General features: G+C 38.8%; 29 protein-coding genes. 22 read left to right on the forward strand and 7 right to left on the reverse strand.

What is annotated here, in order from left to right:
* Positions 1–7: 7 nt before the first annotated feature.
* The 6 genes from ACFYKT_RS05155 to ACFYKT_RS05180 are packed head-to-tail and all read left to right on the forward strand — an operon-like array spanning position 8 to position 7,595.
* On the forward strand, positions 8–1,678 hold the full coding sequence (locus ACFYKT_RS05155; RefSeq protein ID WP_389216405.1) for an ABC transporter substrate-binding protein: 1,671 nt from the start codon (positions 8–10) through the stop codon (positions 1,676–1,678).
* Positions 1,678–2,610, forward strand: coding sequence for a nickel ABC transporter permease (gene nikB / locus ACFYKT_RS05160; RefSeq protein ID WP_389216408.1), 933 nt, complete (start codon positions 1,678–1,680; stop codon positions 2,608–2,610). Before ACFYKT_RS05155 ends, nikB begins: the two co-directional genes overlap by 1 nt.
* Before the next feature lie 3 nt (positions 2,611–2,613).
* On the forward strand, positions 2,614–3,510 hold the full coding sequence (locus ACFYKT_RS05165) for an ABC transporter permease (RefSeq protein WP_389216410.1): 897 nt from the start codon (positions 2,614–2,616) through the stop codon (positions 3,508–3,510).
* 23 nt (positions 3,511–3,533) lie between these two features.
* Positions 3,534–4,514, forward strand: coding sequence for an ABC transporter ATP-binding protein (locus tag ACFYKT_RS05170; protein WP_389216413.1), 981 nt, complete (start codon positions 3,534–3,536; stop codon positions 4,512–4,514).
* A complete protein-coding gene (locus tag ACFYKT_RS05175; protein WP_389216416.1) occupies positions 4,511–5,473 on the forward strand; it encodes an ABC transporter ATP-binding protein in 963 nt (320 codons plus the stop codon). The genes ACFYKT_RS05170 and ACFYKT_RS05175 overlap by 4 nt, the downstream gene beginning before the upstream one ends.
* A gap of 13 nt (positions 5,474–5,486) precedes the next feature.
* Positions 5,487–7,595: a S9 family peptidase gene (locus ACFYKT_RS05180; RefSeq protein ID WP_389216419.1), complete on the forward strand. Its 2,109-nt coding sequence runs from the start codon at positions 5,487–5,489 to the stop codon at positions 7,593–7,595.
* A gap of 181 nt (positions 7,596–7,776) precedes the next feature.
* Here the strand turns inward: ACFYKT_RS05180 and sspL are convergent, their stop codons facing one another.
* Positions 7,777–7,914, reverse strand: coding sequence for a small, acid-soluble spore protein L (sspL, locus tag ACFYKT_RS05185; protein ID WP_053476731.1), 138 nt, complete (start codon positions 7,912–7,914; stop codon positions 7,777–7,779).
* A 159-nt stretch (positions 7,915–8,073) separates the two neighbouring features.
* Here sspL and ACFYKT_RS05190 point away from each other — a divergent pair, with 159 nt between their 5' ends.
* Positions 8,074–8,538 (forward strand): divergent PAP2 family protein, encoded by a 465-nt coding sequence (locus tag ACFYKT_RS05190; RefSeq protein WP_389216423.1) that lies wholly within the window; start codon positions 8,074–8,076, stop codon positions 8,536–8,538.
* Between the two features lie 62 nt (positions 8,539–8,600).
* Positions 8,601–8,870 (forward strand): DUF6123 family protein, encoded by a 270-nt coding sequence (locus tag ACFYKT_RS05195; RefSeq protein ID WP_389217049.1) that lies wholly within the window; start codon positions 8,601–8,603, stop codon positions 8,868–8,870.
* Between the two features lie 227 nt (positions 8,871–9,097).
* Here ACFYKT_RS05195 and ACFYKT_RS05200 read toward each other — a convergent pair whose 3' ends face one another.
* Both ACFYKT_RS05200 and ACFYKT_RS05205 read right to left on the reverse strand, forming a co-directional pair.
* Positions 9,098–10,024 (reverse strand): DMT family transporter, encoded by a 927-nt coding sequence (locus ACFYKT_RS05200; RefSeq protein ID WP_389216426.1) that lies wholly within the window; start codon positions 10,022–10,024, stop codon positions 9,098–9,100.
* A gap of 17 nt (positions 10,025–10,041) precedes the next feature.
* Positions 10,042–10,428 carry a reverse transcriptase-like protein gene (locus tag ACFYKT_RS05205; protein WP_389216428.1) on the reverse strand — a complete coding sequence of 129 codons (387 nt, stop codon included), beginning with the start codon at positions 10,426–10,428 and terminating at the stop codon, positions 10,042–10,044.
* A 151-nt stretch (positions 10,429–10,579) separates the two neighbouring features.
* Here ACFYKT_RS05205 and ACFYKT_RS05210 point away from each other — a divergent pair, with 151 nt between their 5' ends.
* Together ACFYKT_RS05210 and ACFYKT_RS05215 are read left to right on the forward strand one after the other, a co-directional pair.
* Complete coding sequence (locus ACFYKT_RS05210) at positions 10,580–11,236, forward strand: reverse transcriptase-like protein (protein WP_389216431.1); 657 nt, start codon at positions 10,580–10,582, stop codon at positions 11,234–11,236.
* Positions 11,237–11,269: 33 nt separating this feature from the next.
* A complete protein-coding gene (locus ACFYKT_RS05215) occupies positions 11,270–11,446 on the forward strand; it encodes a zinc-finger domain-containing protein (RefSeq protein WP_389216434.1) in 177 nt (58 codons plus the stop codon).
* A 39-nt stretch (positions 11,447–11,485) separates the two neighbouring features.
* On the opposite strand, the gene cspD is transcribed toward ACFYKT_RS05215, so the two are convergent.
* Positions 11,486–11,686 carry a cold-shock protein CspD gene (gene cspD / locus ACFYKT_RS05220; protein WP_053476725.1) on the reverse strand — a complete coding sequence of 67 codons (201 nt, stop codon included), beginning with the start codon at positions 11,684–11,686 and terminating at the stop codon, positions 11,486–11,488.
* Positions 11,687–11,963: 277 nt separating this feature from the next.
* Here cspD and ACFYKT_RS05225 point away from each other — a divergent pair, with 277 nt between their 5' ends.
* From ACFYKT_RS05225 to pgaD, 9 genes are all read left to right on the forward strand, one after another.
* Positions 11,964–12,251, forward strand: a complete 288-nt coding sequence (locus tag ACFYKT_RS05225) for a hypothetical protein (RefSeq protein WP_389216437.1) — start codon at positions 11,964–11,966, stop codon at positions 12,249–12,251.
* A 355-nt stretch (positions 12,252–12,606) separates the two neighbouring features.
* A complete protein-coding gene (gene wrbA / locus ACFYKT_RS05230) occupies positions 12,607–13,215 on the forward strand; it encodes an NAD(P)H:quinone oxidoreductase (RefSeq protein WP_389216440.1) in 609 nt (202 codons plus the stop codon).
* 198 nt (positions 13,216–13,413) lie between these two features.
* Entirely contained in the window at positions 13,414–14,340 is a 927-nt protein-coding gene (locus ACFYKT_RS05235; RefSeq protein ID WP_389216443.1) for a metal ABC transporter solute-binding protein, Zn/Mn family, read from the forward strand.
* A 12-nt stretch (positions 14,341–14,352) separates the two neighbouring features.
* A complete protein-coding gene (locus ACFYKT_RS05240) occupies positions 14,353–15,102 on the forward strand; it encodes a metal ABC transporter ATP-binding protein (RefSeq protein WP_389216446.1) in 750 nt (249 codons plus the stop codon).
* A 10-nt stretch (positions 15,103–15,112) separates the two neighbouring features.
* Entirely contained in the window at positions 15,113–16,054 is a 942-nt protein-coding gene (locus tag ACFYKT_RS05245; RefSeq protein ID WP_389216449.1) for a metal ABC transporter permease, read from the forward strand.
* Complete coding sequence (locus ACFYKT_RS05250) at positions 16,044–16,922, forward strand: metal ABC transporter permease (protein ID WP_389216452.1); 879 nt, start codon at positions 16,044–16,046, stop codon at positions 16,920–16,922. Before ACFYKT_RS05245 ends, ACFYKT_RS05250 begins: the two co-directional genes overlap by 11 nt.
* Positions 16,923–17,058: 136 nt before the next feature.
* The gene (locus ACFYKT_RS05255) at positions 17,059–19,209 is read left to right on the forward strand and encodes a DNA topoisomerase III (protein ID WP_389216455.1); all 2,151 of its coding nucleotides are present in this window, start codon (positions 17,059–17,061) and stop codon (positions 19,207–19,209) included.
* Between the two features lie 348 nt (positions 19,210–19,557).
* Positions 19,558–20,799, forward strand: a complete 1,242-nt coding sequence (gene pgaC / locus ACFYKT_RS05260; RefSeq protein ID WP_389216458.1) for a poly-beta-1,6-N-acetyl-D-glucosamine synthase — start codon at positions 19,558–19,560, stop codon at positions 20,797–20,799.
* A 14-nt stretch (positions 20,800–20,813) separates the two neighbouring features.
* Complete coding sequence (pgaD, locus tag ACFYKT_RS05265) at positions 20,814–21,179, forward strand: poly-beta-1,6-N-acetyl-D-glucosamine biosynthesis protein PgaD (protein WP_389216460.1); 366 nt, start codon at positions 20,814–20,816, stop codon at positions 21,177–21,179.
* Between the two features lie 300 nt (positions 21,180–21,479).
* Here pgaD and ACFYKT_RS05270 read toward each other — a convergent pair whose 3' ends face one another.
* A complete protein-coding gene (locus ACFYKT_RS05270) occupies positions 21,480–21,695 on the reverse strand; it encodes a hypothetical protein (protein WP_389216463.1) in 216 nt (71 codons plus the stop codon).
* A gap of 445 nt (positions 21,696–22,140) precedes the next feature.
* Here ACFYKT_RS05270 and mntR point away from each other — a divergent pair, with 445 nt between their 5' ends.
* Positions 22,141–22,560, forward strand: coding sequence for a transcriptional regulator MntR (gene mntR / locus ACFYKT_RS05275; protein ID WP_389216466.1), 420 nt, complete (start codon positions 22,141–22,143; stop codon positions 22,558–22,560).
* 25 nt (positions 22,561–22,585) lie between these two features.
* On the opposite strand, the gene ACFYKT_RS05280 is transcribed toward mntR, so the two are convergent.
* Positions 22,586–22,801 carry a DUF3892 domain-containing protein gene (locus ACFYKT_RS05280; protein ID WP_389216469.1) on the reverse strand — a complete coding sequence of 72 codons (216 nt, stop codon included), beginning with the start codon at positions 22,799–22,801 and terminating at the stop codon, positions 22,586–22,588.
* 179 nt (positions 22,802–22,980) lie between these two features.
* Between ACFYKT_RS05280 and ACFYKT_RS05285 the strand changes: the two genes are divergently transcribed.
* Positions 22,981–23,664 carry a class I SAM-dependent methyltransferase gene (locus tag ACFYKT_RS05285; RefSeq protein WP_389216472.1) on the forward strand — a complete coding sequence of 228 codons (684 nt, stop codon included), beginning with the start codon at positions 22,981–22,983 and terminating at the stop codon, positions 23,662–23,664.
* Positions 23,665–23,680: 16 nt separating this feature from the next.
* Entirely contained in the window at positions 23,681–24,373 is a 693-nt protein-coding gene (locus ACFYKT_RS05290) for an AIM24 family protein (RefSeq protein ID WP_389216474.1), read from the forward strand.
* Positions 24,374–24,489: 116 nt separating this feature from the next.
* Here the strand turns inward: ACFYKT_RS05290 and metA are convergent, their stop codons facing one another.
* Positions 24,490–25,395, reverse strand: a complete 906-nt coding sequence (gene metA / locus ACFYKT_RS05295) for a homoserine O-acetyltransferase MetA (protein ID WP_389216477.1) — start codon at positions 25,393–25,395, stop codon at positions 24,490–24,492.
* Positions 25,396–25,420: the final 25 nt, after the last annotated feature.

The raw sequence follows: 25,420 nt of genomic DNA on the forward strand, positions 1-25,420 counted from the left end.
AATCGAGTTGGGTACAACGAAACATTTTCGTAAACCTATTTTATTTTTTACTATGCTAATTCTTTCCATGTTAGTAATGATTGGATGTAGTTCTAATACAACATCGACCCCTGATGGAAATTCAGATAATTCTCCTGATTCAAATAAGGAGACATCTGAAGAGACTTCTGCTCCACAGTCAGGTGGTACGATTACGATCGGTACGATGCAAGAGCCAGATACATTAGATGTTCACAAAACATCAATGAGTATTGCTAGCGTAATTACAAATCATCTTGGTGGGACATTACTTTCAGTAGACCCGGAAACAAATGAATTAGAACCGAATCTTGCTGAAAGTTATCAAGTTTCAGAAGATGGTCAAACCATTACATTTAAAATCCGTCAAGGGGTTACTCTCACAGACGGAACTCCATTAACAGCAAAGGTTTATAAAGATACTTTCGACCGTATTTTAAATCCAGAAACTGGTGCTACAGTGGCTGCAAGCCTTATAGGTGGAATTCAGGCAACAGCTGCACCGGATGATCATACTTTCGTCATTGAACTTGCTGCTCCATCTGCTCCATTCTTACGCAACCTAACAAGCCGAGGATACTTACAGCCATTGTCGATGGCAGCGATTGAGAAGTATGGTGCTGATTATGGCCGAAATCCAGTCGGTGCTGGCCCATATATTTTTAAGGAGTGGGTAACAGGACAATCAATCACACTTGAAAGAAATGATGACTTCAATTGGCCGCGTGCATCTGCTGAAAACCAAGGGAAAGCACATCCAGATCAAATTGTGTATAAATTCATCCAGGATCAGCAAACGATGCTGGCTGCACTAGATAGTGGATCAATTGATGTCGCGATGGAAGTACCGCCAAAGGATGTTCAAAGATATCGTGATAACCCTGATTACTATGTGTTAGAAGCAGAACGTCAAGGGCTAGGATTATTTTTAGAAATGAATCTAGAAGATGAAACCCTTTCAGATCTTAATGTTAGAAAGGCGATCAATATGGCGATCAATAAAGATGCCATCATCAAGGCTGTCATTAACGGAGAAGGAACACCTGCCTTTGGTCCAATTCCATCAGCGGTTTTTGGATATGACCCAAATGTTGAAAACTATGGTCATAAATTAAACAAAGACGAAGCAATAAATCTTCTAGAACAATCTGGCTATGCGAAAAATGGCAAGGGGATTATGGAAAAGGATGGAAAGGAACTTGCATTTGAGCTTTCAATCATGACGCAACATAACCAAGCGGCGCAAATGGTCCAAGCGATGCTCAAAGATGTTGGAATCAATGTAAGCATCCAATCCTTAGAAGCAGGAACATTAATCGAAAAAGTGTCTCAGGGAGATTATCAGATGTCATTTCTGGCATACTCTTACATTGATCCTGACATCCTTTATTTGCTATTTCATTCAAGTCAGATAGGCGGTTTAAATCATGTACGTGTGCAAAATTCAGAGCTTGACGATTTATTAGAAAAAGGGAGAACAACGATAGACCCTGAAGAAAGAAAACAAGTGTATGCTCAAGTTCAAGAAATTGTTGTTGAAAATGCATACTGGGCACCTATTTATGCTGAGAAGGTCTTTTTTGTAGTCAATAAAAGAGTACAAAATGTTAAAGCAATGGACACTAGTATTGAATTCCAAGATAGCTGGGTGAAACAGTAATGAAACATTTCATTATTAATCGGGTGTTATCCGGTATTTTAGTTATCTTTGGTATTTCCATCTTTTCATTTTTATTGATTCACTTGATTCCTGGTGATCCAGTAAAAATTATGCTCGGAATAAATGCATCACCAGAACAGGTAGAGAAACTAAATCACCATTTGGGGCTGGATAAGCCCCTTTTGGTTCAATATTGGCAATATATCACGAATGCTTTCCAAGGTGATTTTGGCACATCGTTAAAAACAGGCAGGCCGGTTTTAACAGAAATCTTAGATCGTTTCCCTGAAACGGTTAAGTTAGCCGTCTTCGGTTTATTGGTTGCTGTAGTAATAGGAGTGTCATTAGGAATATTAGCTGCAAAATTTAAAGATTCAATTATTGATAAAATGTGTACCGCTTTTGCCACATTAGGCATTTCCATTCCGAGTTTTTGGTTAGGTATTTTATTAGTGCTAGTATTTTCAGTTAAGCTCACTTGGTTTCCGATTGCAAATGGCACTGGCTTCCGTGATCTCATTCTTCCTGCATTTACGCTTGGTGTTGTCGCATCAACGATGATCATGCGCTTAACAAGGAATGGGATGGTAGAGGTTCTTTCGAATGATTATATTCGAACGGCTAGGGCAAAGGGACTTGATGATGGTCTCATCTTATTCCGGCATGCACTTCGAAATGTGTTAATCCCCGTTGTTACGGTCATAGGCTTACAGTTGGCGGCTTTATTAGGCGGGACGGTTATTATTGAGCAAGTGTTTAATTGGCCAGGACTTGGCACATTAGCAATTGGTGCAATCATGTCGAGAGATTTCCCGCTCATTCAAGGGATTGTTTTATTTATGGGTGTTGTGTATGTCACCATTAATATCTTTGTAGATGTTTTATACAGCATCATTGATCCTCGGGTGGAAATGGGTATGAAGGAGGCGTGATAAGTGGCAAAGTTAGAAACCTATAAACCAATCCAAGCACGTGTTACACATAAGGGTTCAATAAAGATTAAATCAGATACATTAAGAAAACTATTGAAAGATAAACGTGCCGTTGTTTGCATTTTCTTTCTTTCTATTGTTGTTCTTATCGGAATACTCGCCCCATTGATCGCACCATTTGACCCAGAAGAGCAGTTTTATGAATCGATTTTACAAGGTCCGAGCAAAGAACATTTGTTAGGAACGGATGCGATTGGAAGGGATGTTCTTTCACGTCTTGTCTATGGCGTTCGAGTTACATTAACTGTTTCCATGCTAGCTGTTGCGATTACGTTTTTCCTTGGAACCTTTATTGGATTATTAAGTGCCTATGTTGGAGGATGGCTGGACAATGTATTAATGCGAATTATGGATATTTTGTTAGCATTACCAAGCATTATTTTGGCCTTAGCGATTGTTGCTATACTAGGACCAAGCTTAACGAATGCAATGATTGCGGTTGGTGTAGCATCAATCCCGGGATTTGCCAGATTAATTAGGGGAGCAGCACTAACGATTAAGTCATCAGGATTTGTAGAAGCAAGCCGCTCAATTGGCAGTTCACATAGCTGGATACTACGCAGACAGTTTCTGCCGAATGTAGTAGGTGTACTATTAGTCTACACAACTCTTTTTATCGGTGTAGCGATTTTAGATACTGCAGCACTTAGCTTTATTGGTTTAGGTGCACAGCCTCCAACTCCAGAATGGGGAACCATGCTTAGTGAAGGGAAAAACTACATGTACGATGCATGGTGGCTAGCTACTTTTCCAGGAATAGCCATAACGATCGTTGTATTCTCAGTTAACTTTTTAGGCGATGCATTGCGAGATATTTTTGATCCGAAATCATCACGATAAGAGCAAGGAGGTGGAAAAAACATATGTCAAATCTGTTAGTAGTTAATGGACTAAGCACTCAATTTGAAAGTAAGAACGGTCCGTTAACGGTTGTAGATGGGGTTGATTTTACACTCAAAAAGGGCGAAGTTCTAGGACTCGTGGGAGAGTCGGGTTGTGGGAAAAGTGTCACTTCACTCTCAATTCTTAAACTGCTTGATAAGTACGGTAAAGTTTCGAGCGGGGAAGTATTATATAAAAATACGAATCTCGTAGATAAAACGGAAAAAGAAATGAAGAAAATTAGAGGGAAAGAGATTTCTATGATTTTTCAGGATCCAATGAATTCACTTAACCCTGTTTTAACGATTGGAAAACAAATAGGAGAGGTAATTGAAAAACATGAAAAAACAAAAGGCTCAGTGGTAAAACAGAAAGTTGTCGAGCTCCTTAAGCTTGTCGGAATTCCACGGGCTGAGGAAATTTTTCATGAATATCCCCACCGCTTATCAGGTGGGATGAAGCAACGTGTCATGATTGCGATGGCTATTGCCTGTAACCCTACCATGCTTATTGCTGATGAACCAACAACAGCCCTCGATGTGACAATTCAGGCACAAATTTTAGATTTGCTCAGGTCACTGAAGGACGAACTAGATATGTCCATTCTATTGATTACGCATGATCTTGGCGTAGTAGCGGAAATGTGTGATCGTGTTGTTGTCATGTATGCTGGGCAAGTAGTAGAAACAACAGATATAAGAATATTGTTACGGAATCCAAGGCATCCGTATACAGTTGGGTTAATCCAATCAACTCCAAATCAATCAAAAGGGGAAAAGCGTCTCAAATCCATTAAAGGACAGGTTCCAACACCTGACCAATACTCGATCGGTTGTCGGTTTGCAGATAGATGCCCGAAAGTTATGGATATATGTCAAAGCTCGGCTCCTCCATTACTTGAAATTGACGGACAAACATCTTGTAGATGCTGGTTATATGAGAATAAGGAGGAAGCCATATGACAGCTGCTCTGCTTGAAATAAAAAATTTAGAAAAAATATTTACAGCAAAAAAGACATTGTTTCAACCAAAACAATATGTCCATGCCGTTAATGGAGTGAGTCTTGAATTAAATGATCGTGAAACAATCGGCATTGTGGGGGAATCCGGGTGTGGAAAGTCAACAACAGGCAGATGTATATTACAGCTAATTAAACCTACAAGTGGAGATATTATTTATCAAGGGAAAAACATCACAACATTAACTAAAAATGAGATGAATAAACTACGTGAAAATATCCAGATGGTCTTTCAAGATCCGATGGCTTCTATGAATCCCAAATTGAGTGTAAGGGAAATTTTATCGGAACCCTTAATTGCACATAAAGTGCCAAAGAGTCAACATGAGCAGTTGCTAAAAGAGACAATGGATTTAGTTGGTTTATCAGATAGTCATTTAACTCGCTTCCCTCATGAAATGTCTGGTGGACAACGCCAACGGATAGGAATAGCAAGGGCGATTATTCTAAAACCAAAAATTGTTGTCTTGGACGAACCGGTGTCGGCTTTAGATGTATCGGTACAGTCACAAATTTTAAATTTGTTACAGGACTTACAGGATGAGCTAGGTCTTTCTTATTTTTTTATTTCCCATGACTTAGGGGTTGTTGAGCATATTGCCCATCGGGTAGGTGTCATGTATTTAGGGGAAATGGTTGAAATAGCCGATAAAGAACAACTATTTGAAAAACCGCTGCATCCTTATACAATGGCACTCATGTCAGCTATTCCAAAAACAGACCCTGATGAAGTGAAGGATCGAATTATTCTAAAAGGTGAACTCCCATCACCCTCCAATCCACCAACTGGATGTAAATTCCACCCCCGATGTAATTATGCAAAAGATATATGCAAAACAACTAGGCCAATAATAACCGAAGTAGAAGGACGGAAGGTTGCATGTCATTTATATCAAGAATAAGGGGGAGCTAAAAGTGAGTTTACGAGCTACAGTGCCAGAAGATATCTATAAATTTGAATGGCCAAGCAATCCAACCATTTCGCCGGATGGACAACATGTTGTATATGAAAGAACGATCGCACATGATAAAGAAAATATTTATGAAACACATTTGTATTTAAGTGATGTTCAGGGGAAATCAAGAAGAGTTTTGACAACCACCGGCACATGTAATATCAATCCAGTCTGGTCACCAGATGGAGAAACAATCGCATTTATCTCAAACCGTGCTTTTGGAATGCAGGTCTGGCTGTTATCCCTAAATGGTGGAGAAGCTAAGTGTCTGACAAGATTTCGCCAAGGAATTAGTTCAATTATCTGGTCTCCTGATGGTAACACTATTTTTGGTCTGGTTCCTGTAGAGGGAAATTCAAAGCCAGAAACATTTCCAGAAAATATGACGCTAAATGAAGCCAAAAGTGAAATGGAGCAAGAAAGTAAGTCATGGCAAGATGGGCATAAGCGCTATAATCATCTATATTACAAAAACGATGGAATTGGTTTTCAGAAATCTCATAAACGTCAAATGGTGTCTATTGATATAAATACGGGTATGATTACACAATTAACAAAAGGAACAAATGATGTGTATGAGCCTGTCGTCTCTCCTGACGGAAAGTATATTGCTTTTAGTTCAACACGTGAGGATGAAAATTTCCTTTTTGGAGGACAGATTTATCGAGTTCCGGTTTCCGGCGGGGAAGTGGAATTGTTGTACAGCCATACAAAAGCAAGTTCGCCTTCTTACTCACCTGATGGAAAGTGGCTTGCGTTTTTGGGTATTCATGAAGAACAAAGGCAATTGTTCGTTATGCCTGCAGATGGTGGGAACGAAAGGTGTCTGAGCAAGCAGTATCCGGATACACTCGTTGATATGAGTTTTACTGATATGCGTTACCTTCGATACTCACTTCGTCCTCAGTGGTCAAAAAATAGCAGCTTTGTCTATTGTCTTGGTACAAGGGAAGGGCGAAATGAAATTGTGAGATTTTTGATTGATGAAAATGATGATCGTGCAGTAATCATTATAGGAGGAGACCGAGCGATTTTTCATTATTCATATGATGGAGATCAAACGGTTGCGATTGCCTATTCGACAGTCAATCATCCTGGAAAAGTGGCAGCAATTAGAATGGATGAAACCAGTACAGTTGACTGTAAGTATCGACATCCAGAGGAAGCTTTTCCTCAAATCCGCGTGCCTTTATTTCCTGAAACTGAATTTCGTCTAGATGATTGTAACGATCAATTGTTATCCGAACTCATCGTAGTTGAACCAGAGGTCTTTTCTTATCGGTCTGAAGATGATTGGCAAATACAAGGGTTTTTACTAAAGCCGGCAAACTTTGATCCGGAGAAAAAATATCCCGTTCTTCTGGATATACACGGTGGTCCGCATTCTGCATATGGTTTCACCTATTTCCACCAGATGCAATTATTTGCTGCACAGGGTTTCGCTGTTATCTATACAAATCCAAGAGGCAGTTCAGGATTTGGTGAAGAATTCGCCAATGCAGTTCATGGGGATTATGGCGGGAAGGATATGAAAGATATTTTGAACGGGTTGGAAGAGGCGATACAATTAAACCAATTTCTTGACGGAAATCGGGTAGCGGTTAATGGGATCAGCTACGGTGGATTTATGGTGAATTGGCTCATCACCCATACTGATCGATTTTTTGCAGCTGTGTCTGAAGGCTGTATCTCCAACTGGATTTCCATGTATGGTACAAGCGATATAGCCCCCTATTTCGTTGACCAGGAGTTTCTTGGAAATACAGACGTGGAAACACTTTGGAAGTTTTCGCCGCTTGCTTATGTAGACAATGTAAATACACCGCTATTACTGCTTCATAATGAAAGTGATTTGAGATGTCCAATGGAGCAAGCAGAGCAGTTTTATTCACATATTAAACGCCGAGGAGGAGAAGTAGAACTCGTTCGAATACCACATTCAAGTCATGGCCTCCTACAATATGGTAAGCCTGAATTAAGAATAGCAAGATTGAATGTGATGCTTGATTATGTTAACGGACAACTGGAGAAAATCTCCGAACGTCAGCCAAAATTACTAAGCAATTAAAATCCCTAAGAGAACCTAAATATATATACCAGTATAATTATTGAACAAGCGCTTATTTCCTAAGGAATTTTCAACATTTAGTTTTATAAATATTGTAGCCAGTGGGGAAGTGGGCAAATTTTTTTGCTTCGTCTTTTGGATCATTTTTTACACATCCCCCACAGGCTTGCGCTAATCGAAGCTATTTCGTATTTTTCTTCTTCGCTGCATTCTCCAGCTTGCTTTTTGGTTCTTCAGCAAATTCAGCATCCTGACCATATCCCTGTGGTGTTACGCCAGGTGCCTTTGTTCCCCTATTTCTGTTCTTTCGATTACTCATTTGACATTTCTCCTTTCATCATTTTTCTTAGCATAAGTAGTATCTCCTTAAAGAAAATCTCTATGAAAAAATATAAATAAACCCTTCTTCATTGTTTATAATTACCCAAGAATAAATGCACCCCCTTTTCTTCACAATAAAGGAGAGGTGAGATCAAATATGAATAAAGGTGTTTATATTGCTTTATTAAGCATTGGATTGGCACAAGGCTTGAAAATCCCCATTCATTATTTCACGAAGAAAGAGTTTCGTCCTGAATTATTCTTTCAGACTGGCGGCATGCCAAGTTCTCATTCTGCAGGAGTCGCTTCATTAACTACTTTCATTGCATTGAAGCGAGGTTTGCCGACCATTGATTTTGCTCTTTCTCTTGTATATGGATTAATTGTTATGTATGATGCGCAAGGAATCAGAAGACAAACTGGAGAATTAACGTTAAAAGTAAATAGTATGGGCGAATTAATGGAGAAAATTCATAAAGATGAATCCGTTGAATTTAAAGAAGAAAAGCCAAAGAAGCTGAAAGAAATGCTTGGACATCAGCCAACAGAAGTCATTGGCGGAGCATTGCTAGGAGTTGTAACTGGAATGATTGGCCATAAATTAACAAAAAATAATAGATAATTGACAAAATTTGCGATAAAATATATAGGGCTTTGGGGATAAGGGAGAGGGATGACATGTCTTTGAGGACAGTGGATGAATATATACAGTTTTTACAAGGTAAAGGATTTCAGCTTCAAGAAGATGCAATTGGATTTATTCAATTTGGCAAACATTACACGAATGCTTCAGACGAATTAGCAAATACAGCGATTGAATTAACATTGAAAGCACAAAAAAAGTTTGACGGAAGTTTCTATGTCTCTTTGCTTGAAATGCTTGTATCCAATCAAATAAAAACCCGGCCTGAAGCCATTCAATATGTAAAGGAAAAACAATTACTTTCAATTTAATAACGAATAAATCAAAAAGGCGTATATGGAAATTCACGCCTTTTTTTATACATACAAAATTATATAATCTGATGTTGTGGATAACTTTGCGACAAGTTTGTCTGCGTCCAGCTCCAGCGCCTACCCCCTCGAGGTCACAAGCCAATCCTCCCAGAAAGGTAAAGGACACTTTTCCGTGAGGCTCGTCTTGTGCTTGTCGGGGGTGATCAAGGCGCTTGCGCATTTGGTTATACAGCTTCATTCTGCTTCTTTTTAAAAAGCTTTTGTGTCTTTTTAATGGGGATTTCTGCGAAAACCATTCCAGAAAAGATGAGAAGACAGCCAATGAGCGCACTATATGAAAGTCGTTCATCTGCCCAAAGAAAAGCTGTTCCCGCTGCAAAAACAGGCTCCATTGCAAAAATAAGGGCAACTCTCGTTGGTGTTGTGAACTTTTGAAATCGTGTTTGGGCAAAAAATGCTAGGGCTGTTGCAAAAACAGAAGTAATAATCAATGCAAATAAAACATTCCCTTGAAAGATCACTTCAGGATTAATTGCTTGTCTCCAGTCCTCAGTAAAAAAAGCAAATCCAATGGATAGAATGGAAACAGTTGTAATTTGGATGACTGTTAATAAAAGCGAAGGGAAATTGCTGCTGTATTTCCCAGTAAAGATAATATGCATAGCAAATCCAATTGCACATATAAATACAAGCCCATCACCAATATTTAATCCAACCCTATCAGTCATCGTTAATAAATATAAACCGATTGTGGCTATGGATACACCAATGATCGCATTTATTCCTGGTTTGTTTTTTAATAATAGGAAAGAAAATAGCGGAACCAATACAACGCTTAGTCCAGTAATGAAGCCAGCTTTAGATGAGGTAGTATGTAAAAGTCCCATCGTTTGGAAGGCATACCCGATAAATAGCCAGATGCCAATAATAATTCCCGAGACAATAATTTTCCAATTTAATTGTTTCAGCTGTTTTTTCTCAAATAAGAAAAGCCATGCGCAAAGCAGAATAGCAGCAATGAAAAATCTTAACCCATTAAAGGAATGTGGTTCTAAAAAGGCAATAGCATTTTGGACAATGACAAATGTCGCTCCCCATATAAAGGCAACAAGCAAAAGGCTTGTATCTGCAAAGAGGACGTTTTTTTTCATGATATCTCTCCTTCTCTTTAGTTTAATCGAATAGCGGCTCTAGCGAGTTCATCAGCTGTTTTGTTTTCACTGCTAGGGATCCACTTCATGAAAAATAAATCAAATTGCTTGCTTAATCCTAGCGCTTTCTCTAAAAGAGGAGCATACTGTTTATTTTTTACATATTCCTTTTCGATTGCTCTATTCACAGCTTGGGAATCTGTTCGAAACGAAACGATTTGATAATTATTTTTCACGCAGATTTCAAGTGCTTTGATTAAGGCATGGAATTCTGCTGCGTGATTTTCCATTTCTCCTAAAGGAATCGAGAATCTTTCCACTTTACCATCATATTTTATAAAAATGCCAGCACCACTTGGTCCAGGATTGCCAGCACTTGCTCCATCTATGTATACTTCAATCAATGCGGACACCTCCAATTAGTATGTCAGTAACAATCATTCTTTTTATCATCAGACATATCAGGGTAAGATAAGGTGAAGCTTTCATTAGCAGGATGCATAATGCCTGTTCATCTGCGATAAAATTAGTTTATCATAAGAAAGGCTGAATATAATGAAATATAAATTAGAATGGAAATATAAACTAAAAGGGACACAAGGAACAGTATTCACATCAGATTGGATAGAGGGAGAACTGGCTTTACTAATAGGGGAAGACCTTGAAAAGAGTGGAAAGGCTGCGGATGTAATCTACCATGATGAGCGTGGCACAACTTGGATCACGAAAGAAATGAAGAAGTTATTAGAAGAAATTGAAGAGGAACCGCATGACTTGATTGTTTATTTTGACGGAGGTTTTCAGAAAGACACTTTTCAAGCGGGGTTAGGAGCCGTTATTTATTATAAGCAAGGAAAAAAGAAATATCGTATTCGCGCAAATGAGCTATTTGATGAAATTGAAAATAATAGTGAGGCAGAGTATGCTGCTATGTATTATACGGTTAACCTTCTTGAGGAAATGGGTGCGCATCATATGTCATGTGAATTTAAAGGGGACGCACAGGGGGTATTAATGCAGCTTAAAGGTGATTGGCCGTGCTATGAAGAAAATCTAAATCGCTGGCTTGACCGGATTGAAGAAAAGTTGAAAAAGCTTAAAATAGATGCGAAGTTCACTACAATCCCAAGAAATGAGAATAAAGAAGCGGATAAACTTGCGACTCAGGCTCTTGAGGGGAAAGTGATAAGTAGTAAAATGCAAATTATCTAGGCTGGTTTATGAAAGAAAGGAAGGTGGGTATGAGTGAAACGAAAGCAATTATTTAATGAAGTTGAAGAATTACTGAATAATTATTGCAATGGGTGTTTTCTTCATAAACATCATAAAAGTGAAAAAGGAAGACTATATGCACATAAGTTTTGTATAACGAACTGTACAGTAGGGGAGAAAATAAAAGCCATTGGCAACCGGTTATCATAAATAAAGGCTGGCAATATGCCAGCCTGATTATTTATTAAATTATAGTTTTACAACGTTTGCAGCTTGTGGTCCACGGTTACCTTCGACGATTTCGAAAGAAACTTCTTGACCTTCTTCTAATGATTTGAAGCCTTCGCCAGTAATAGCTGTGAAGTGTACGAATACATCGTCTCCGCCTTCAACTTCGATGAAACCGAAACCTTTTTCATTATTGAACCATTTTACTTTACCGTTTTGCATGTAACTTTTCCTCCTAAGCCGTATAAGACACAACTAGTGTCTTAGATAAATATTATCACTTAACATCATACAAATCAGATATTTATCTAGAGTGATATTCTGTTAAATGATGCCTTAAATATACATGATTACCAACCATCAGTCAAGGGATTTCACAGAATTTTCATATAAACTAGTAAAAATTCAAAATATTTTAAATTTATTTTTAACTATCATATTTTCTGGAATTCTTCATACCTATTATTAATTATACTCTTTTCAACAAGAGGGTGAGGGAATGTACCGATTTTCAATTGATGGCCAAGAATGGATATTAAGATTTTCTCCTCACATAGAAATTGAACCAGAGATAAAACAGGCGATTATTAGTACGATCCTCCAATTAGGAAAGGAGCTGCCGTCGTACTCACATGGGGAGTCTTTCGTTATTATGAATGACTATCTGGGCATTATCGTTTTTAATGTTGAAAAAATCCCTTCGTTCATATTAACAGTATCAAATATTGTCAGTGAAGAAAACTGGTACATTCAGAATAATTTAACGTTAAAAAAGTATAAGAAATAATAAAAATCGGCGAAAGCCGATTTTTTGTTTAACAAGGAAACGATTATATTACCATTAGCTAAAATTAGGGCTATTTTCGTAAACATTGTAGCTAATAATATATAGTGGGGTAGAGGTTGATTTCCGCTCCAGGATGCTCCAATCAACCAACCTTTTTCTGTAAACACTTAATTAGAAAAACAACAATCTTTTAAAAAACAGCATAAATGTAAAATAAAAATTCTAAGTGGTATTGAATAATTTCCTCCCCAATTAGGAAAATTAAGTGAGGAGCTCTTCGGACTAGTAATGGATCCACACAAGGAGCTATCAATCATGTACTAGTATTATTTAGTTGATAGGGAGGAAGAAGCGGATGAGTGTCAAATTAGCAGTTATTTATTATAGTTCTGGCGGCACAAATCATCAATTAGCAAAATGGGCAGAAGAAGGTGCGAAAGAAGTAGGTGCCGATATCAAGGTATTGAAAATTCCTGAAACAGCTCCACAAGCTGCCATTGAATCTAATCCAGCCTGGAAAGCACATGCAGAAGCGACAAAAGATGTCCCGATGGTGACCTTAAATGATTTAGAGTGGGCGGATGCGATTATCTTCAGTGTTCCAACACGTTTTGGTAATATTGCTTCACAGGTTCAGGCGTTTATTGATACGACAGGTGGATTATGGTTCCATGGAAAGCTTGCCAATAAAGTAGTAAGTGCAATGAGTTCAGCTCAGAACCCGAATGGTGGACAAGAAGCAACCATTTTATCGCTTTATACTACCATGTATCATTGGGGGGCCATTGTTGCTGCACCAGGTTTTACAGATCCATCAGCATATGCAGCTGGAGGAAATCCATATGGGACAAGTGTAACAGTAGGACAGGATGGCAATATGGTTGAAGATGTTCAGGCAGCAGTTAAACATCAGGCAAAACGCACAGTCACCATTGCAGAATGGGTGAAAAAGGGAAATCAATAATTAAATAATATCATTCAAAAAAATCGGTGAAAGCCGATTTTTTTATTTTGTCCAAGCTTAAAATGTTGCATTAGGGAAACTTTTATAGTTTAATATAAAATAAATGAATAGATAAAAAATGTGTGCACTTATATAAAAAACATGCATACACTCATCTAAGAGGCTGGAACGAAAATCATAAAAAGGGAGATGGGAAAAATGAAAAAATGGATTGGTTTATTTCTTGTTATTTCTTTGATGTTTGTCAGCGCTTGTTCGAAACAGACTTCTAATGAAGAAAATAATGAAGGCAAAATAGTCGTGACAACTACGATTGGTCAAATTGCTGATGCAGCTAAAAATATCGGTGGGAAAAAGGTAGTTGTCAATAGCTTGATGGGGCCAGGAACAGACCCTCATCTATACAAAGCAACACAAGGGGATATAGCTAAGCTTGAAAAAGCCGATATTATTTTCTATAGTGGCCTGCATCTTGAAGGGAAAATGCTTGATGTATTAGAGCGGATAAATAAGACGAAACCAACTTATGCAATTGCTGAAGCGATAGATAAAGAATCTCTATTATCTGCAAACGGAGGCAGCTATGCATATGATCCACATGTATGGTTTGATATTAACTTATGGAAACAGGCACTGGAGGAAGTGAAATTAGGTTTGATTGAAGTTGATCCTGATAATAAAGCGTATTATGAGGAAAATGCCGAAGAGTACTTTGCTAAACTTGATGAATTACATGCGTATGCCGCAGAAGAAATGGAACGAGTTCCGAATGAGCAGCGAGTACTTGTTACTGCACATGATGCATTTGGCTATTTTGGTAGAGCATTTGATATGGAAGTAATGGGTCTTCAAGGTCTAAGTACGGATTCGGAGTATGGACTTGGAGATGTTCAAAAATTAGTAGATACATTGGTTAAGAGAAATATTAAAGCAGTGTTTGTAGAATCAAGTATTTCTGAACGGTCCATAAATGCGGTCATTGAAGGAGCAAAAAAGAAAGGGCATGACGTGAAGATCGGTGGAGAATTATTCTCAGATGCAATGGGTGAAGACGGCTCAGAAGAGGGTACCTATATAGGCATGTATAAACATAATGTGAAAACCATTCTAGAAGCGATTAAATAGGAGGAAGCATAAATGAGACCAGTTGTTGTCGAAAACCTAACCGTTGCTTATCAGAAAAAACCAGTTTTATCAAATGTTAGCTTTGAAGTGCCGGAAGGAAAGTTAATCGGAATCATCGGACCGAATGGTGCTGGAAAATCGACCCTTATTAAAGCTGTTCTGGGACTCATTCCAAAAGCGGCAGGAGAAATAAAGATTTATGAAAAAAAATATCGCGCAAAAGATCGAGTCGTCGGATATGTTCCGCAAAGAGGCTCAGTTGACTGGGATTTCCCGACTAATGCCCTAGATGTTGTTTTGATGGGGCGATACGGCCATGTTGGTTGGTTAAAGCGACCTGGAAAAAAGGATACCGCGATTGCGATGGAGTGTTTAAAGAAAGTCGGGATGGAAGAATATGCAAACAGGCAAATTAGCCAGTTATCTGGAGGACAGCAGCAAAGGGTATTCCTTGCACGTGCGCTAGCACAGGATGCAAAGGTGTACTTCATGGATGAACCATTTGTGGGCGTAGACGCAGCCACCGAAAGAGCGATTATTGAGCTATTAAATGAGTTAAAAAGGCAAGGGAAGACTGTGCTCGTTGTTCATCATGATCTGCAGACTGTCAAAGAATATTTTGACCATGTCATTTTATTGAATGTGGAAACCATTGCTGCAGGGGAAACAGAGGAAGTTTTTACACTTGAGAATCTGCATCGTACGTATGGCGGGAAACTATCTTTCTTAGAAAAAGACCAATTGGTTGTAGAACAGAAATGAGGTGCTGATGATGAACGACCTTTTAAAAATGATTCTTTTTGATGCGAATACGCAGTGGGTATTGCTTGGGACGATGTTATTAGGAATTGCAAGCGGCGTTCTAGGCAGCATCGCACTTCTAAGAAAACAGAGTTTAATAGGGGATGCTGTAGCACATGCAGCACTGCCAGGCATATGTATGGCATTCTTGCTTTCTGGGGAAAAGTCTTTAATTGTCTTATTAATTGGTGCAACCATTTCAGGGTTATTGGCTGCCTATTGTATCCAATTTATTATTTCAAAGTCAATAATAAAAGAAGATGCAGCCATCTGCTTAGTTTTATCCGTATTTTTCGGCTTTGGAATTGTACTGCTAACAAAGGTTTCGCAATTACCATCTGGCAATAAGAGTGGGTTAGATGATTTCATTTTCGGTCAGGCAGCTTCACTTGTCGGAAATGATGTGAAACTTATGGCAGGGGCAGCTGCTGTTTTGATTTTTATTACAGCCATATTATTTAAAGAGTTGAAGGTATTAACCTTTGATCCTGCATTTGCAAAAGGACTGGGTTTGCCTACTGGCTTATTGAATTTTCTTTTTCTAACCCTTTTAGTAGCTGCCGTTGTTGTTGGTATTCAGGCAGTTGGTGTTATTCTAATGGCAGCTCTTCTTATCACACCTGCAATTGCAGCCCGTTTTTGGACGAATTCACTAGGTAAAATGGTTGTTATATCTGGGATTTTTGGGGCTTTATCAGGTATGGCAGGAACCCTGCTAAGTACGATAGGTGAAGGACTTCCAACAGGGCCATTCATCGTTGTAACGGCTACAGCTTTATTTTTCATCTCGATGCTGTTTGCCCCTGAAAGAGGATTAGTAACTAAGTGGATTAAACGAATAGTAAATAATAAGCAGTTAAGAAATAACGAACTGTTGCAGAGTGAAAAAAGGAGCGGTTTTCATGAGTTATGAGGCATGGATATTAGTAGTTGGTTCATTAGCCGGGATTACTTGTGGAATTACCGGCTGTTTTTTGATATTACGTAAGCTTTCGATGCTAGCAGATGCTATAAGTCATACTGTTCTGCTAGGGATTGTTCTAGCCTTTATTGTTAGTCAAAGCATGAGTGGGGTATATATGCTGATCGGTGCAGCAGTAGTTGGCTTATTGACTGCTGTAGGTGTACAGATGCTTCATCAAGCCGGGATACAGGAGGATGCTTCTATTGGAGTGGTTTTCACCTTCCTGTTTGCAGTTGGGGTCATATTAATTACTGTATTTGCGGATGATGTTCACTTAGACGTAGATCATGCGCTAATGGGCGAAATTACTTTCGTCCCATGGGATCTTGTTCAATGGGGATTTCTCCCAGAGCTTCCTAAGGCTTTCCTCATGCTTTCAACAGTGCTTGTCATTAATCTAGTTATTATCGGATTATTTTATAAAGAATTGAAAATAACTTCATTTGATCCGCAAATGGCCGCCGCTATCGGTATACCTGTCTTGCTAATTCACTACTTATTAATGGGATTAGTGTCTATTACAACAGTGGCATCCTTTGATAGTGTGGGTGCCATATTGGTTGTTGCAATGCTGATTGCACCAGGGGCATCTGCGTATTTATTAACAGATAGATTAAGTATTATGCTTCTTTTAAGTGCACTACTAGGGGTGGCTGCCGCTGTTATCGGCTATTACGCAGCAAGCTTGATGGATGTATCTATTTCAGGAAGCATGGCAACGGTGAATGGGATCATATTCGTGCTTGTGTTCCTATTCTCTCCAACAAAAGGACTGCTATCAAAGAAACTTTCGATGAAAAAGTTAAAAATGGATTAAGGGTCAGCTCCTCGTTTTGTTAATGAGGAGCTTTTTTAAATTGTAGAGCTGATCCATTATTATCCTAGTCCTTTACGGATTAATTGAGTAGAATTAAAATAAGTATCTAATCTAGTAACTGGAAGTGAGCAAAACAATGAAACTCATTATTGCAGAGAAGCCTGACCAAGGTGTAACTCTTGCTTCTATTTTTAAAATGAAGAAGCATCAAGGGTTTGTAGAAATTTTCCCCAATGATGTTTTTCCGGAAGGTGCTTATGTCACATGGGCCGTTGGACATCTTTGTCAACTCGTTGCGCCGGAAAATTATAATTCTCAGTGGAAAAAGTGGTCATTGTCGACTTTGCCAATCATTCCAACTCAATTTGAATATGAAGTAACGAAAGATAAAACAAAGCAGTTTGCTGTTATTAAAAATCTTCTAGCCAATCCTTCGCTGACAGAGGTTATTCATGCTGGGGATGCGGGGCGAGAAGGAGAATTGATTATTCGTAATATCCTTCGCATGACGAAATCAAGGCTGCCGATGAAAAGATTATGGATCTCCTCTTTAACACCAAAGGCAATCAAGGAAGGCTTCCTCTCCTTATTAAATGAATCAGATACGAGAAACCTCTATTTTGAGGCATATACAAGAGCTTGTGCGGATTGGGTTGTTGGGATGAATGCTTCAAGGCTGTACAGTCTCCTTCTTCAGCAGCAGGGATTCTCTGATGTGTTTTCAGTGGGAAGAGTGCAGACGCCAACACTTGCCCTTATTGTTAAGAGAGAAATGGAGATTCAAAGCTTTGTATCTGAACCGTTTTGGGAGGTACAGGCAAGATTTAATATCGATGGGAAAAAATATGCAGGGAAATGGGAAAAGGATGGGGAAACACGAATTAAGACGAAAGAGCTTGCTGAAAAGATTGCTGCTTTTTGTGAAAATAAAGAGGCAGAAGTTGCAGAAGTAAAGGCAGAGAAAAAGGAATTTCTCCCACCGATGCTTTATAACTTATCAGCACTACAAGCAGAGGCGAATCGTCGTTTCAAATTCCCGCCGAAGAAAACGCTCGATGTGCTGCAAAAGCTATACCAAAAAGGAATCGTTTCGTATCCTCGTTCTGATTCAAGACATGTGACACAAGGAGAAGCTGAAATGTTCCCTGACACGTTGAATAAAATAGCGGGGATTGATGAATACAAAACGCTCTTTCCATTGCCGTACAGCTCAATTATGGAAAATAAACGATATGTAAATGACAAAAAGGTAACCGATCATTACGCAATTATCCCAACAGAACAAGTGCCTAATCCGAATAAGCTATCTCCAGATGAGAAAATTCTCTATGACCTTATTGTCAGAAGCTTACTTGCTGCTCATTATGGAAAGGCAGTAACCGAGTACACGACAGTCACCACTCTTGTCGATGGCAGAGCAGCATTTCTATCGAAAGGAAAAGTTCAGCTTGAAGAAGGCTGGCGAAAGGTCATTCCACCGTTTGAAAAAGACAAGGAGCCGCTGCTTCCTTCGTTACAAACTGGAGAAAAAGGAAATGTCATGAAGGCAGAAGTAAAGGAAAGCAAAACACAGCCGCCAAAAAGGTATACAGAAGGCCAGCTCATTACACTGATGAAAACGGCTGGAAAGCATATTGAGGATAAGGAATTGGAAAAGGTGCTGATGAAAACAGAGGGCCTTGGTACTGAGGCGACGCGGGCAGGCATTATCACGATGTTAAAAGATCGAAAGTATATTGATATAAATAAGAACCTTGTCTACGCTACACCGAAAGCAAAAATATTAATTGGCGCGATCGGATCTGAAATCCTTGCTTCCCCTGAAATGACAGCGAAATGGGAGAAGCGATTAAAGGATATTTCTGAAGGAGAAGCTTCACCGAAGCAGTTTATGGAACAAACGAATAAAATGATTTCGCATCTTATTGAAGCATCAGTGAAAAATGCCGGAGAATGGGCTTTTGATGAAGAAGACAAAAACAGCTTTACCCCAGCGAAGTCTAAATTTAAACGGCCAACTCAATTAGGGAAATGCAAGCAATGTAATGGGCAGGTTGTTGATAAAGGAAGCTTCTATGGCTGTTCACATTACAGCAAAACAAAATGTAATTTTACAATCTCTAAAAAGATTCTAAGTAAATCAATCACACAAAAAATAGTCAAACAGCTTTTGAAAGACAACGAAACAGATATCATTGAAGGTTTTACCAATAAGGACAAATCATTCTCAGCTAAATTATCCTGGGATGACAAGGAACAGAAAATAAAATTTATCTTTCCTAATTAAATGCTTGCTAAAGCGCATTATTGATATTTGCACCCTGTTGATTGGAGCGGAAGGCGCGAGACTCCTGCGGGAGGAGTGGGACAGTTGAGACCCCACAGGAGCTTTGCTCCGAGGAGGCTCAACGCCCACCCCGCGGAAAGCGAGCGCCTGAAGCGGAAATCAACAGGCCATTTTAAAGAGCCTAAATAAAAGAACGAAGCCGCCTTGGCTTCGTTCTTTTTACTGTATCACCGAAAATCCTTTCCTAAATATTGGAATGGAATAACCATGTACATGCACCTTATAATGTGCAAATAGGAATCTATTTTAGTCAGTCTTATTTATTCCTTGTAAAAGGAGGGATAATCGTTGAAGGAGCTTCCGATTCTGTACTTATTTTATTACCCACTTATTATGGGAATTATTTGGTCAATAGGTGGACTTATTTTTTATATTAGACGAGAAAAAAATACATTAATGAATGTCTCAACCATTGATATGCCGTTTGTGTCCATTTTAATCCCAACCTACAATGAAGAAGAAACAATTGAAGAAACGGTCGTACATTGTTCAAATATAAAATACCCTCATTTTGAAATAATCGTTGTCAATGATGGAAGCAAGGATCGCACAATGGAAATATTGAAAGAAATGATGGAGACCTATCCGAATTTGCGGGTCGTCAATTTGAGAGAAAATAGAGGGAAAGCCAATGCGTTGAAACAAGGGGTTCTTGTTTCGAAGGGTGAATTTATTGCGGCTATTGATAGTGATGCGATTCTTGATCAGGATGCGCTGCTGCATATCATGCCTCACTTTTTACTCCCGAATAATGGGGAACGAGTAGGGGCTGTAACAGGGAATCCAAGAATTAGAAATCGGTCTACTTTGTTAGCAAAAATTCAGCTTGCAGAATATGCGAGCATTATTGGATTAATCAAAAGAACACAAAGAATTCTCGGGAAAGTCATGACGGTGTCAGGTGTTTTTGTCGTCTTCAGAAAAAAAGCCTTACTTGACGTAGGGATGTGGGATACAGATCTTATCACAGATGATATCGGAATTACCTGGAAGCTGCAGAGGAGATTTTGGGATATCCGTTATGAACCAAAAGCCCTTTGCTGGATGCTAGTTCCGGAAACATTGAAAGGGATTTGGAAACAGCGGTCAAGATGGACACAAGGTGGGATTGAAGTCGTCTTGCGACATAAGGATATCTTTTTAGATTGGAGACAAAGGCGTCTTTACCCGGTATATATGGAACAGCTACTTAGTATTATCTGGGCGTTTACTTGGTTTATTTGTACTCTCGTGGCAGTCTATAATCTATTATTTTTAAATACATTTTCCTCCCCACTTCTTTGGATGGGAAATTATCTTTCTATTATTTGTATTATCCAATTCCTTGTCGCTTTGATGATAGAAAAGCATTATGAAAAAAATATTTTAAAATATTTAATATGGACCATTTGGTATCCGTTGATCTATTGGCATATTGCTGCTCTTTTAGTTATTTTCTCATTTCCAAAGGGATTAAAAATTCTTAGAAAATCTAAAAATGAATTTGCTACATGGGAAAGTCCTGATCGGGGCTTTCATCTGAAAAATTAGAAAGGAGTCCGAATATGCTTGTCCAAAATAAGCCTTCACGTATTCGTAAAATAGTTGGAATGGTTATTACTGCGCTAGGCTGGCTCTTCCTTCTCCTCTTTCTGATTGTTTTAGGATCTAGTATGAGCTTTGAGTGGAATAGCCAATTTTTTAAACTATCTTTTGCTAATATGAATGCGATTATCCTATTTACATGCTTGATCATTGTATTATCATTTTTAGGCTTGCACTTGTGGGGAAAATATAATAAAAGGCGATACGGACACCTAAACCGGCGAACTTTCCCAAATCAAACAGATCTTGATGAAATCGCAAAGTATTATTCCATTTCATCGAGTGAGATTTTACAACTGCAAGAAGAAAACTTTATTGATAGATAAGTAAGATTGCTAAAGCCAACATCTGATGTTGGCTTTTTGTATATAGATAAGATAGTAGAACTTTAGAGTTAGAGAATTTTCTAGTCCAGCGCCTATCACCTACAAGGTTATCAGCCGTACCTCCCAGAAAGGAATAGACGTCTAGAGCCTTTCGGGGGTGATCAAGGAGCTTGCGCTTTTATTATTTTTTGATTGTATTAATTCTTTTTAACTGGTAATATTTAACTGCGTTGTAGTTGTTCATAACGGGTGTGAAAAACTTATTTTACTAATTTTTCTCTAAATCACTATGAGGAGGAGTTAGCCGATGCCTAGAAGACAGTTTTTGATAACAATAATAGTACTGCTAATAATAATTGTTTTCTTTTCTGCATGGGCCTTTTTCGGAAGAAATGATCCAAACGCCTCTTTCACCTTGTTTGGAATTAGCTTCATATTCGTCGGTGTTATAAACTTCCTATTTTGTGTTAAGCACTTTAAAGAGAAGAAAAAAGGATTAGCTGGTGTATATTTCATAATAGCTTTATCTTTTTGGGTATTATCCCTTGTTAATATTATTTTCTAGTTAAAGGCATACACTATGTAGAGTGTTATTAAAACAAATTAAAGTCTGCTTTTTAATTGCATTAGCTATTGTTAGGTCGTTAATCATTTAGTGAAACAAGTAAGTTAAGATCAAAAGTATACAAAGGGATAAGAATTGAAGGATGAAAGGGTATTAACGTTAGGTTGCAAATCGTTAATACTCTTTTATCCTTCTTTTTTTATGTATGGCATTGAGCCTTGTCTCGCTCTGTCTTATATAGTAAACTTTTTAAGGACCTATATTATTTATAATTACATTCATAATTAACTTATCCTACTTGAAGGTTGACACACTAAATCCATTTGCATATGCTGTAATAATTGACAAGTAGTGAGTATAGTAGGCCATTAGCACAGTTTTTTAGGAGGGTTTGGGATGCCAACACCTAGTATGGAAGATTATATTGAACAAATATATATATTGATTGATGAAAAAGGATATGCACGTGTATCTGATATCGCTGAGGCTCTTTCTGTACATCCCTCCTCTGTAACGAAAATGGTTCAAAAGCTTGATAAAGATGAATATCTTGTTTATGAAAAATACAGAGGACTGGTATTAACGCCCAAGGGTAAGAAAATTGGCAAGCGGCTTGTGTATCGCCATGATTTACTTGAGCAGCTTCTTCGCCTAATTGGAGTAAAGGAAGAGAATATTTACGAAGATGTAGAAGGAATTGAGCATCATTTAAGCTGGGATGCGATTGATCGTGTCGGGGATCTTGTCCAGTTTTTCGAAGAGGATGAGAGCAGAGTTGAGGCGTTAAGAGAAATTCAACGAAATAATGAGGAATAGAAAAGGGTCCATTCATTGGACCCTTTTAGTATACATTTGGAAATTCATCAAATGAGGATAAAGCTGGTGTAAGAAAAGCGGTTCCATCTTGTCCATCTTCAATCATTACACCAGTGATGCTTCCTTCCTCTGCTTCTAACAATGCTTTTCGATAAGAGATAATTCTCCCTGCTGACGTTTGAAATGAAATAATTTCCCCTTGGTGGTTGCGATGTACGGCAACTAACTGTTCTTCTGCCATATTGATCCCCCCATTCTCAATTATGTTTGATCGAATATTCTTCCCAATCTACTTTCCATTCTTGCACTATTTTCTTTTTTATAATCAGAGGGATAATAACTTTCTGCGGCGAAAATATAATAATCTGAAACTTTTTAGGTCAGTATACGTAAATAGGAAAGAGAGAAACGAGGGATAATATGAGTGAATTTAATTGGAGTGAAGAAGCTGAGAAGCAATGGGACGAGCGTTCGACCGGATGGAACTCGATAAGTAAGGATATGTGGGATTCCGGGAGTCGGAAGGACATTGCTCCCTTTTTTGCAAAGCATGTATCAGCTGGAGGAGCGGTTTGTGATCTTGGCTGTGGGGATGGATTTGGGTCATTAAAGCTAGCTGAATCAGGTTTTTTAGTAACGGGAATTGATGTTTCAGAGGAAATGATACATAAAGCAAGGGACACAAATGATGGGAATACGGCTCAATTTATAAAGGGAGATATTTCGAGTCTGCCATTTAACGATGATTCCTTTGATGCGGTTATGGCGATTAATTCGCTTGAGTGGACAGAGGAGCCGCTTCAAGTGATTAAAGAAATTCAGCGAATTGTGAAGCCTGGAGGACATGCTTGCATTGGCATTCTTGGTCCTACTGCCGCACCAAGAATAAATAGTTATCGTCGTTTATATAATGAAAAAGTGATCTGCAATACGATGATGCCATGGGAATTTGTCCAGCTTGCCGAAGAAAATGGCTGGGGGAAAGTTGATAGCTTAGGAGTATATAAGCGGGGGACTGATCAGATGCCGATTGGATCATTGTCAACTGAACTAAGACAATCCCTCTCGTTCATGTGGGTATCGATGCTAAAGAATAATAAATAAGAAGGGTTGGGATCCAATGAGTCGCTATTCGATTGAGGACTTTGTCAATCAAACACAGCAGCAGGACAAAGGGGAAGGGTTATTTGAACTAGAATCACCGAGGATTCTTGAAATCAATTTAACTAACCAAATTTGGACGAAAGCGGGCGCGATGATTTCCTACCGCGGGAAAATTAAGTTTGAACGGGAAGGCATCCTTGAGCACGGCTTAGGAAAACTGTTCAAAAAAGCATTAACAGGTGAAGGAACTGCTTTAATGAAAGCAACCGGGAATGGCAAGCTTTATGTTGCAGACCAGGGTAAGAAAATTTCAATCTTAAATCTGCAGGGAGACTCTATCTTTGTTAACGGCAATGATTTGCTCGCCTTTGAACCATCGATTAGTTGGGACATCAAGCTCATGAGGAAGGTAGCTGGCATGCTCTCAGGCGGTCTGTTTAATGTTCGCCTGGAAGGGAGAGGAATGGTGGCAATCACTTCACATTATGAACCATTAACCTTGCTAGTTACACCAGATAATCCGGTATTCACAGATCCGAATGCAACGGTTGCCTGGTCTGGGAATCTTCAGCCTGAATTTGTAACCGATATTTCCTTTAAAACCTTCTTAGGAAGGGGAAGCGGCGAATCTGTACAAATGAAATTTTCGGGGAATGGATTTGTCGTGGTACAGCCATTTGAGGAAGTTTACTATTCTGAACAATCATAGAAAAGTAGACTCATTATAATCATAGCTAAAACACCTGTAGGGTATGCGGGCGAAATTTTGATCCGTCTTTTGGATCACTTTTGGAACGCATGCCCCACAGGTGTTTTTTTACATAATTAATCCCATTCAAACGGCGTTTCTTGATATACATAATAGTTCAGCCAATTCGAGAACAGGATATGGGCATGTGAGCGCCATTTATTCGCAGGCTGTCTCGAAGGATCGTCATTTGGGAAATAATGCTGTGGTAGGATGTTCAGCCCCTTTTCTAGATCCCGTCTATACTCCTCTGCTAATGTGCTAGCCTCATATTCTAGATGACCAGTAATCATAATTTGCTTGCCATTGTTCGCACTCATGATAAATGGGCCGGCTTCATCGGAGGAAGAAAGTAATTTAACCGTTTGACTGGCCTCCAGCTGCTCCATGAATATATCTGTATTTCTTGAATGAGGTGCTAAATATACATCATCAAATCCTCTTAATAATTTTTCTGACTTATCATCAATATGATGCCAGAACACACCAGTGCATTTCTGGGGAAGCTCATATTTCATGATGCCGAAGTGATGATACAAAGCGGCTTGCGCTCCCCAGCAAATATGCAATGTTGAAGTGACATGGTCTTTCGTCCAATCCATGATTCCAGTCAGCTCTTTCCAATAATCCACCTCTTCGAATGCAAGCAGTTCGATTGGCGCCCCAGTGATAATCATCCCATCGTATTTCCGATGCTTAATCTCGTCGAAGGTTGTGTAGAATTGGTCTAAGTGCAGCGTACTTGTATTTTTCGATTCATGTGAAGCTGTTTTCAGAAATGAAATATTCACTTGCAAAGGAGTGTTTCCTAACAGTCTTAATAGATGTGCCTCCGTCTTCTCCTTCTCTGGCATTAAATTTAGAATTAGAATATTGAGCGGTCGAATATCCTGTGTTAACGCCCGATCCTCATCCATGACAAATATGTTCTCTTTTTCTAAAATCTCTCTGGCAGGAAGCAGCTTTGGAATTTTAATTGGCAATTCTTCATCCCCTTTTAGAAAATTC

The organism is Cytobacillus mangrovibacter, from assembly GCF_042865275.1.
Classification (GTDB): domain Bacteria; phylum Bacillota; class Bacilli; order Bacillales; family Cytobacillaceae; genus Cytobacillus; species Cytobacillus mangrovibacter.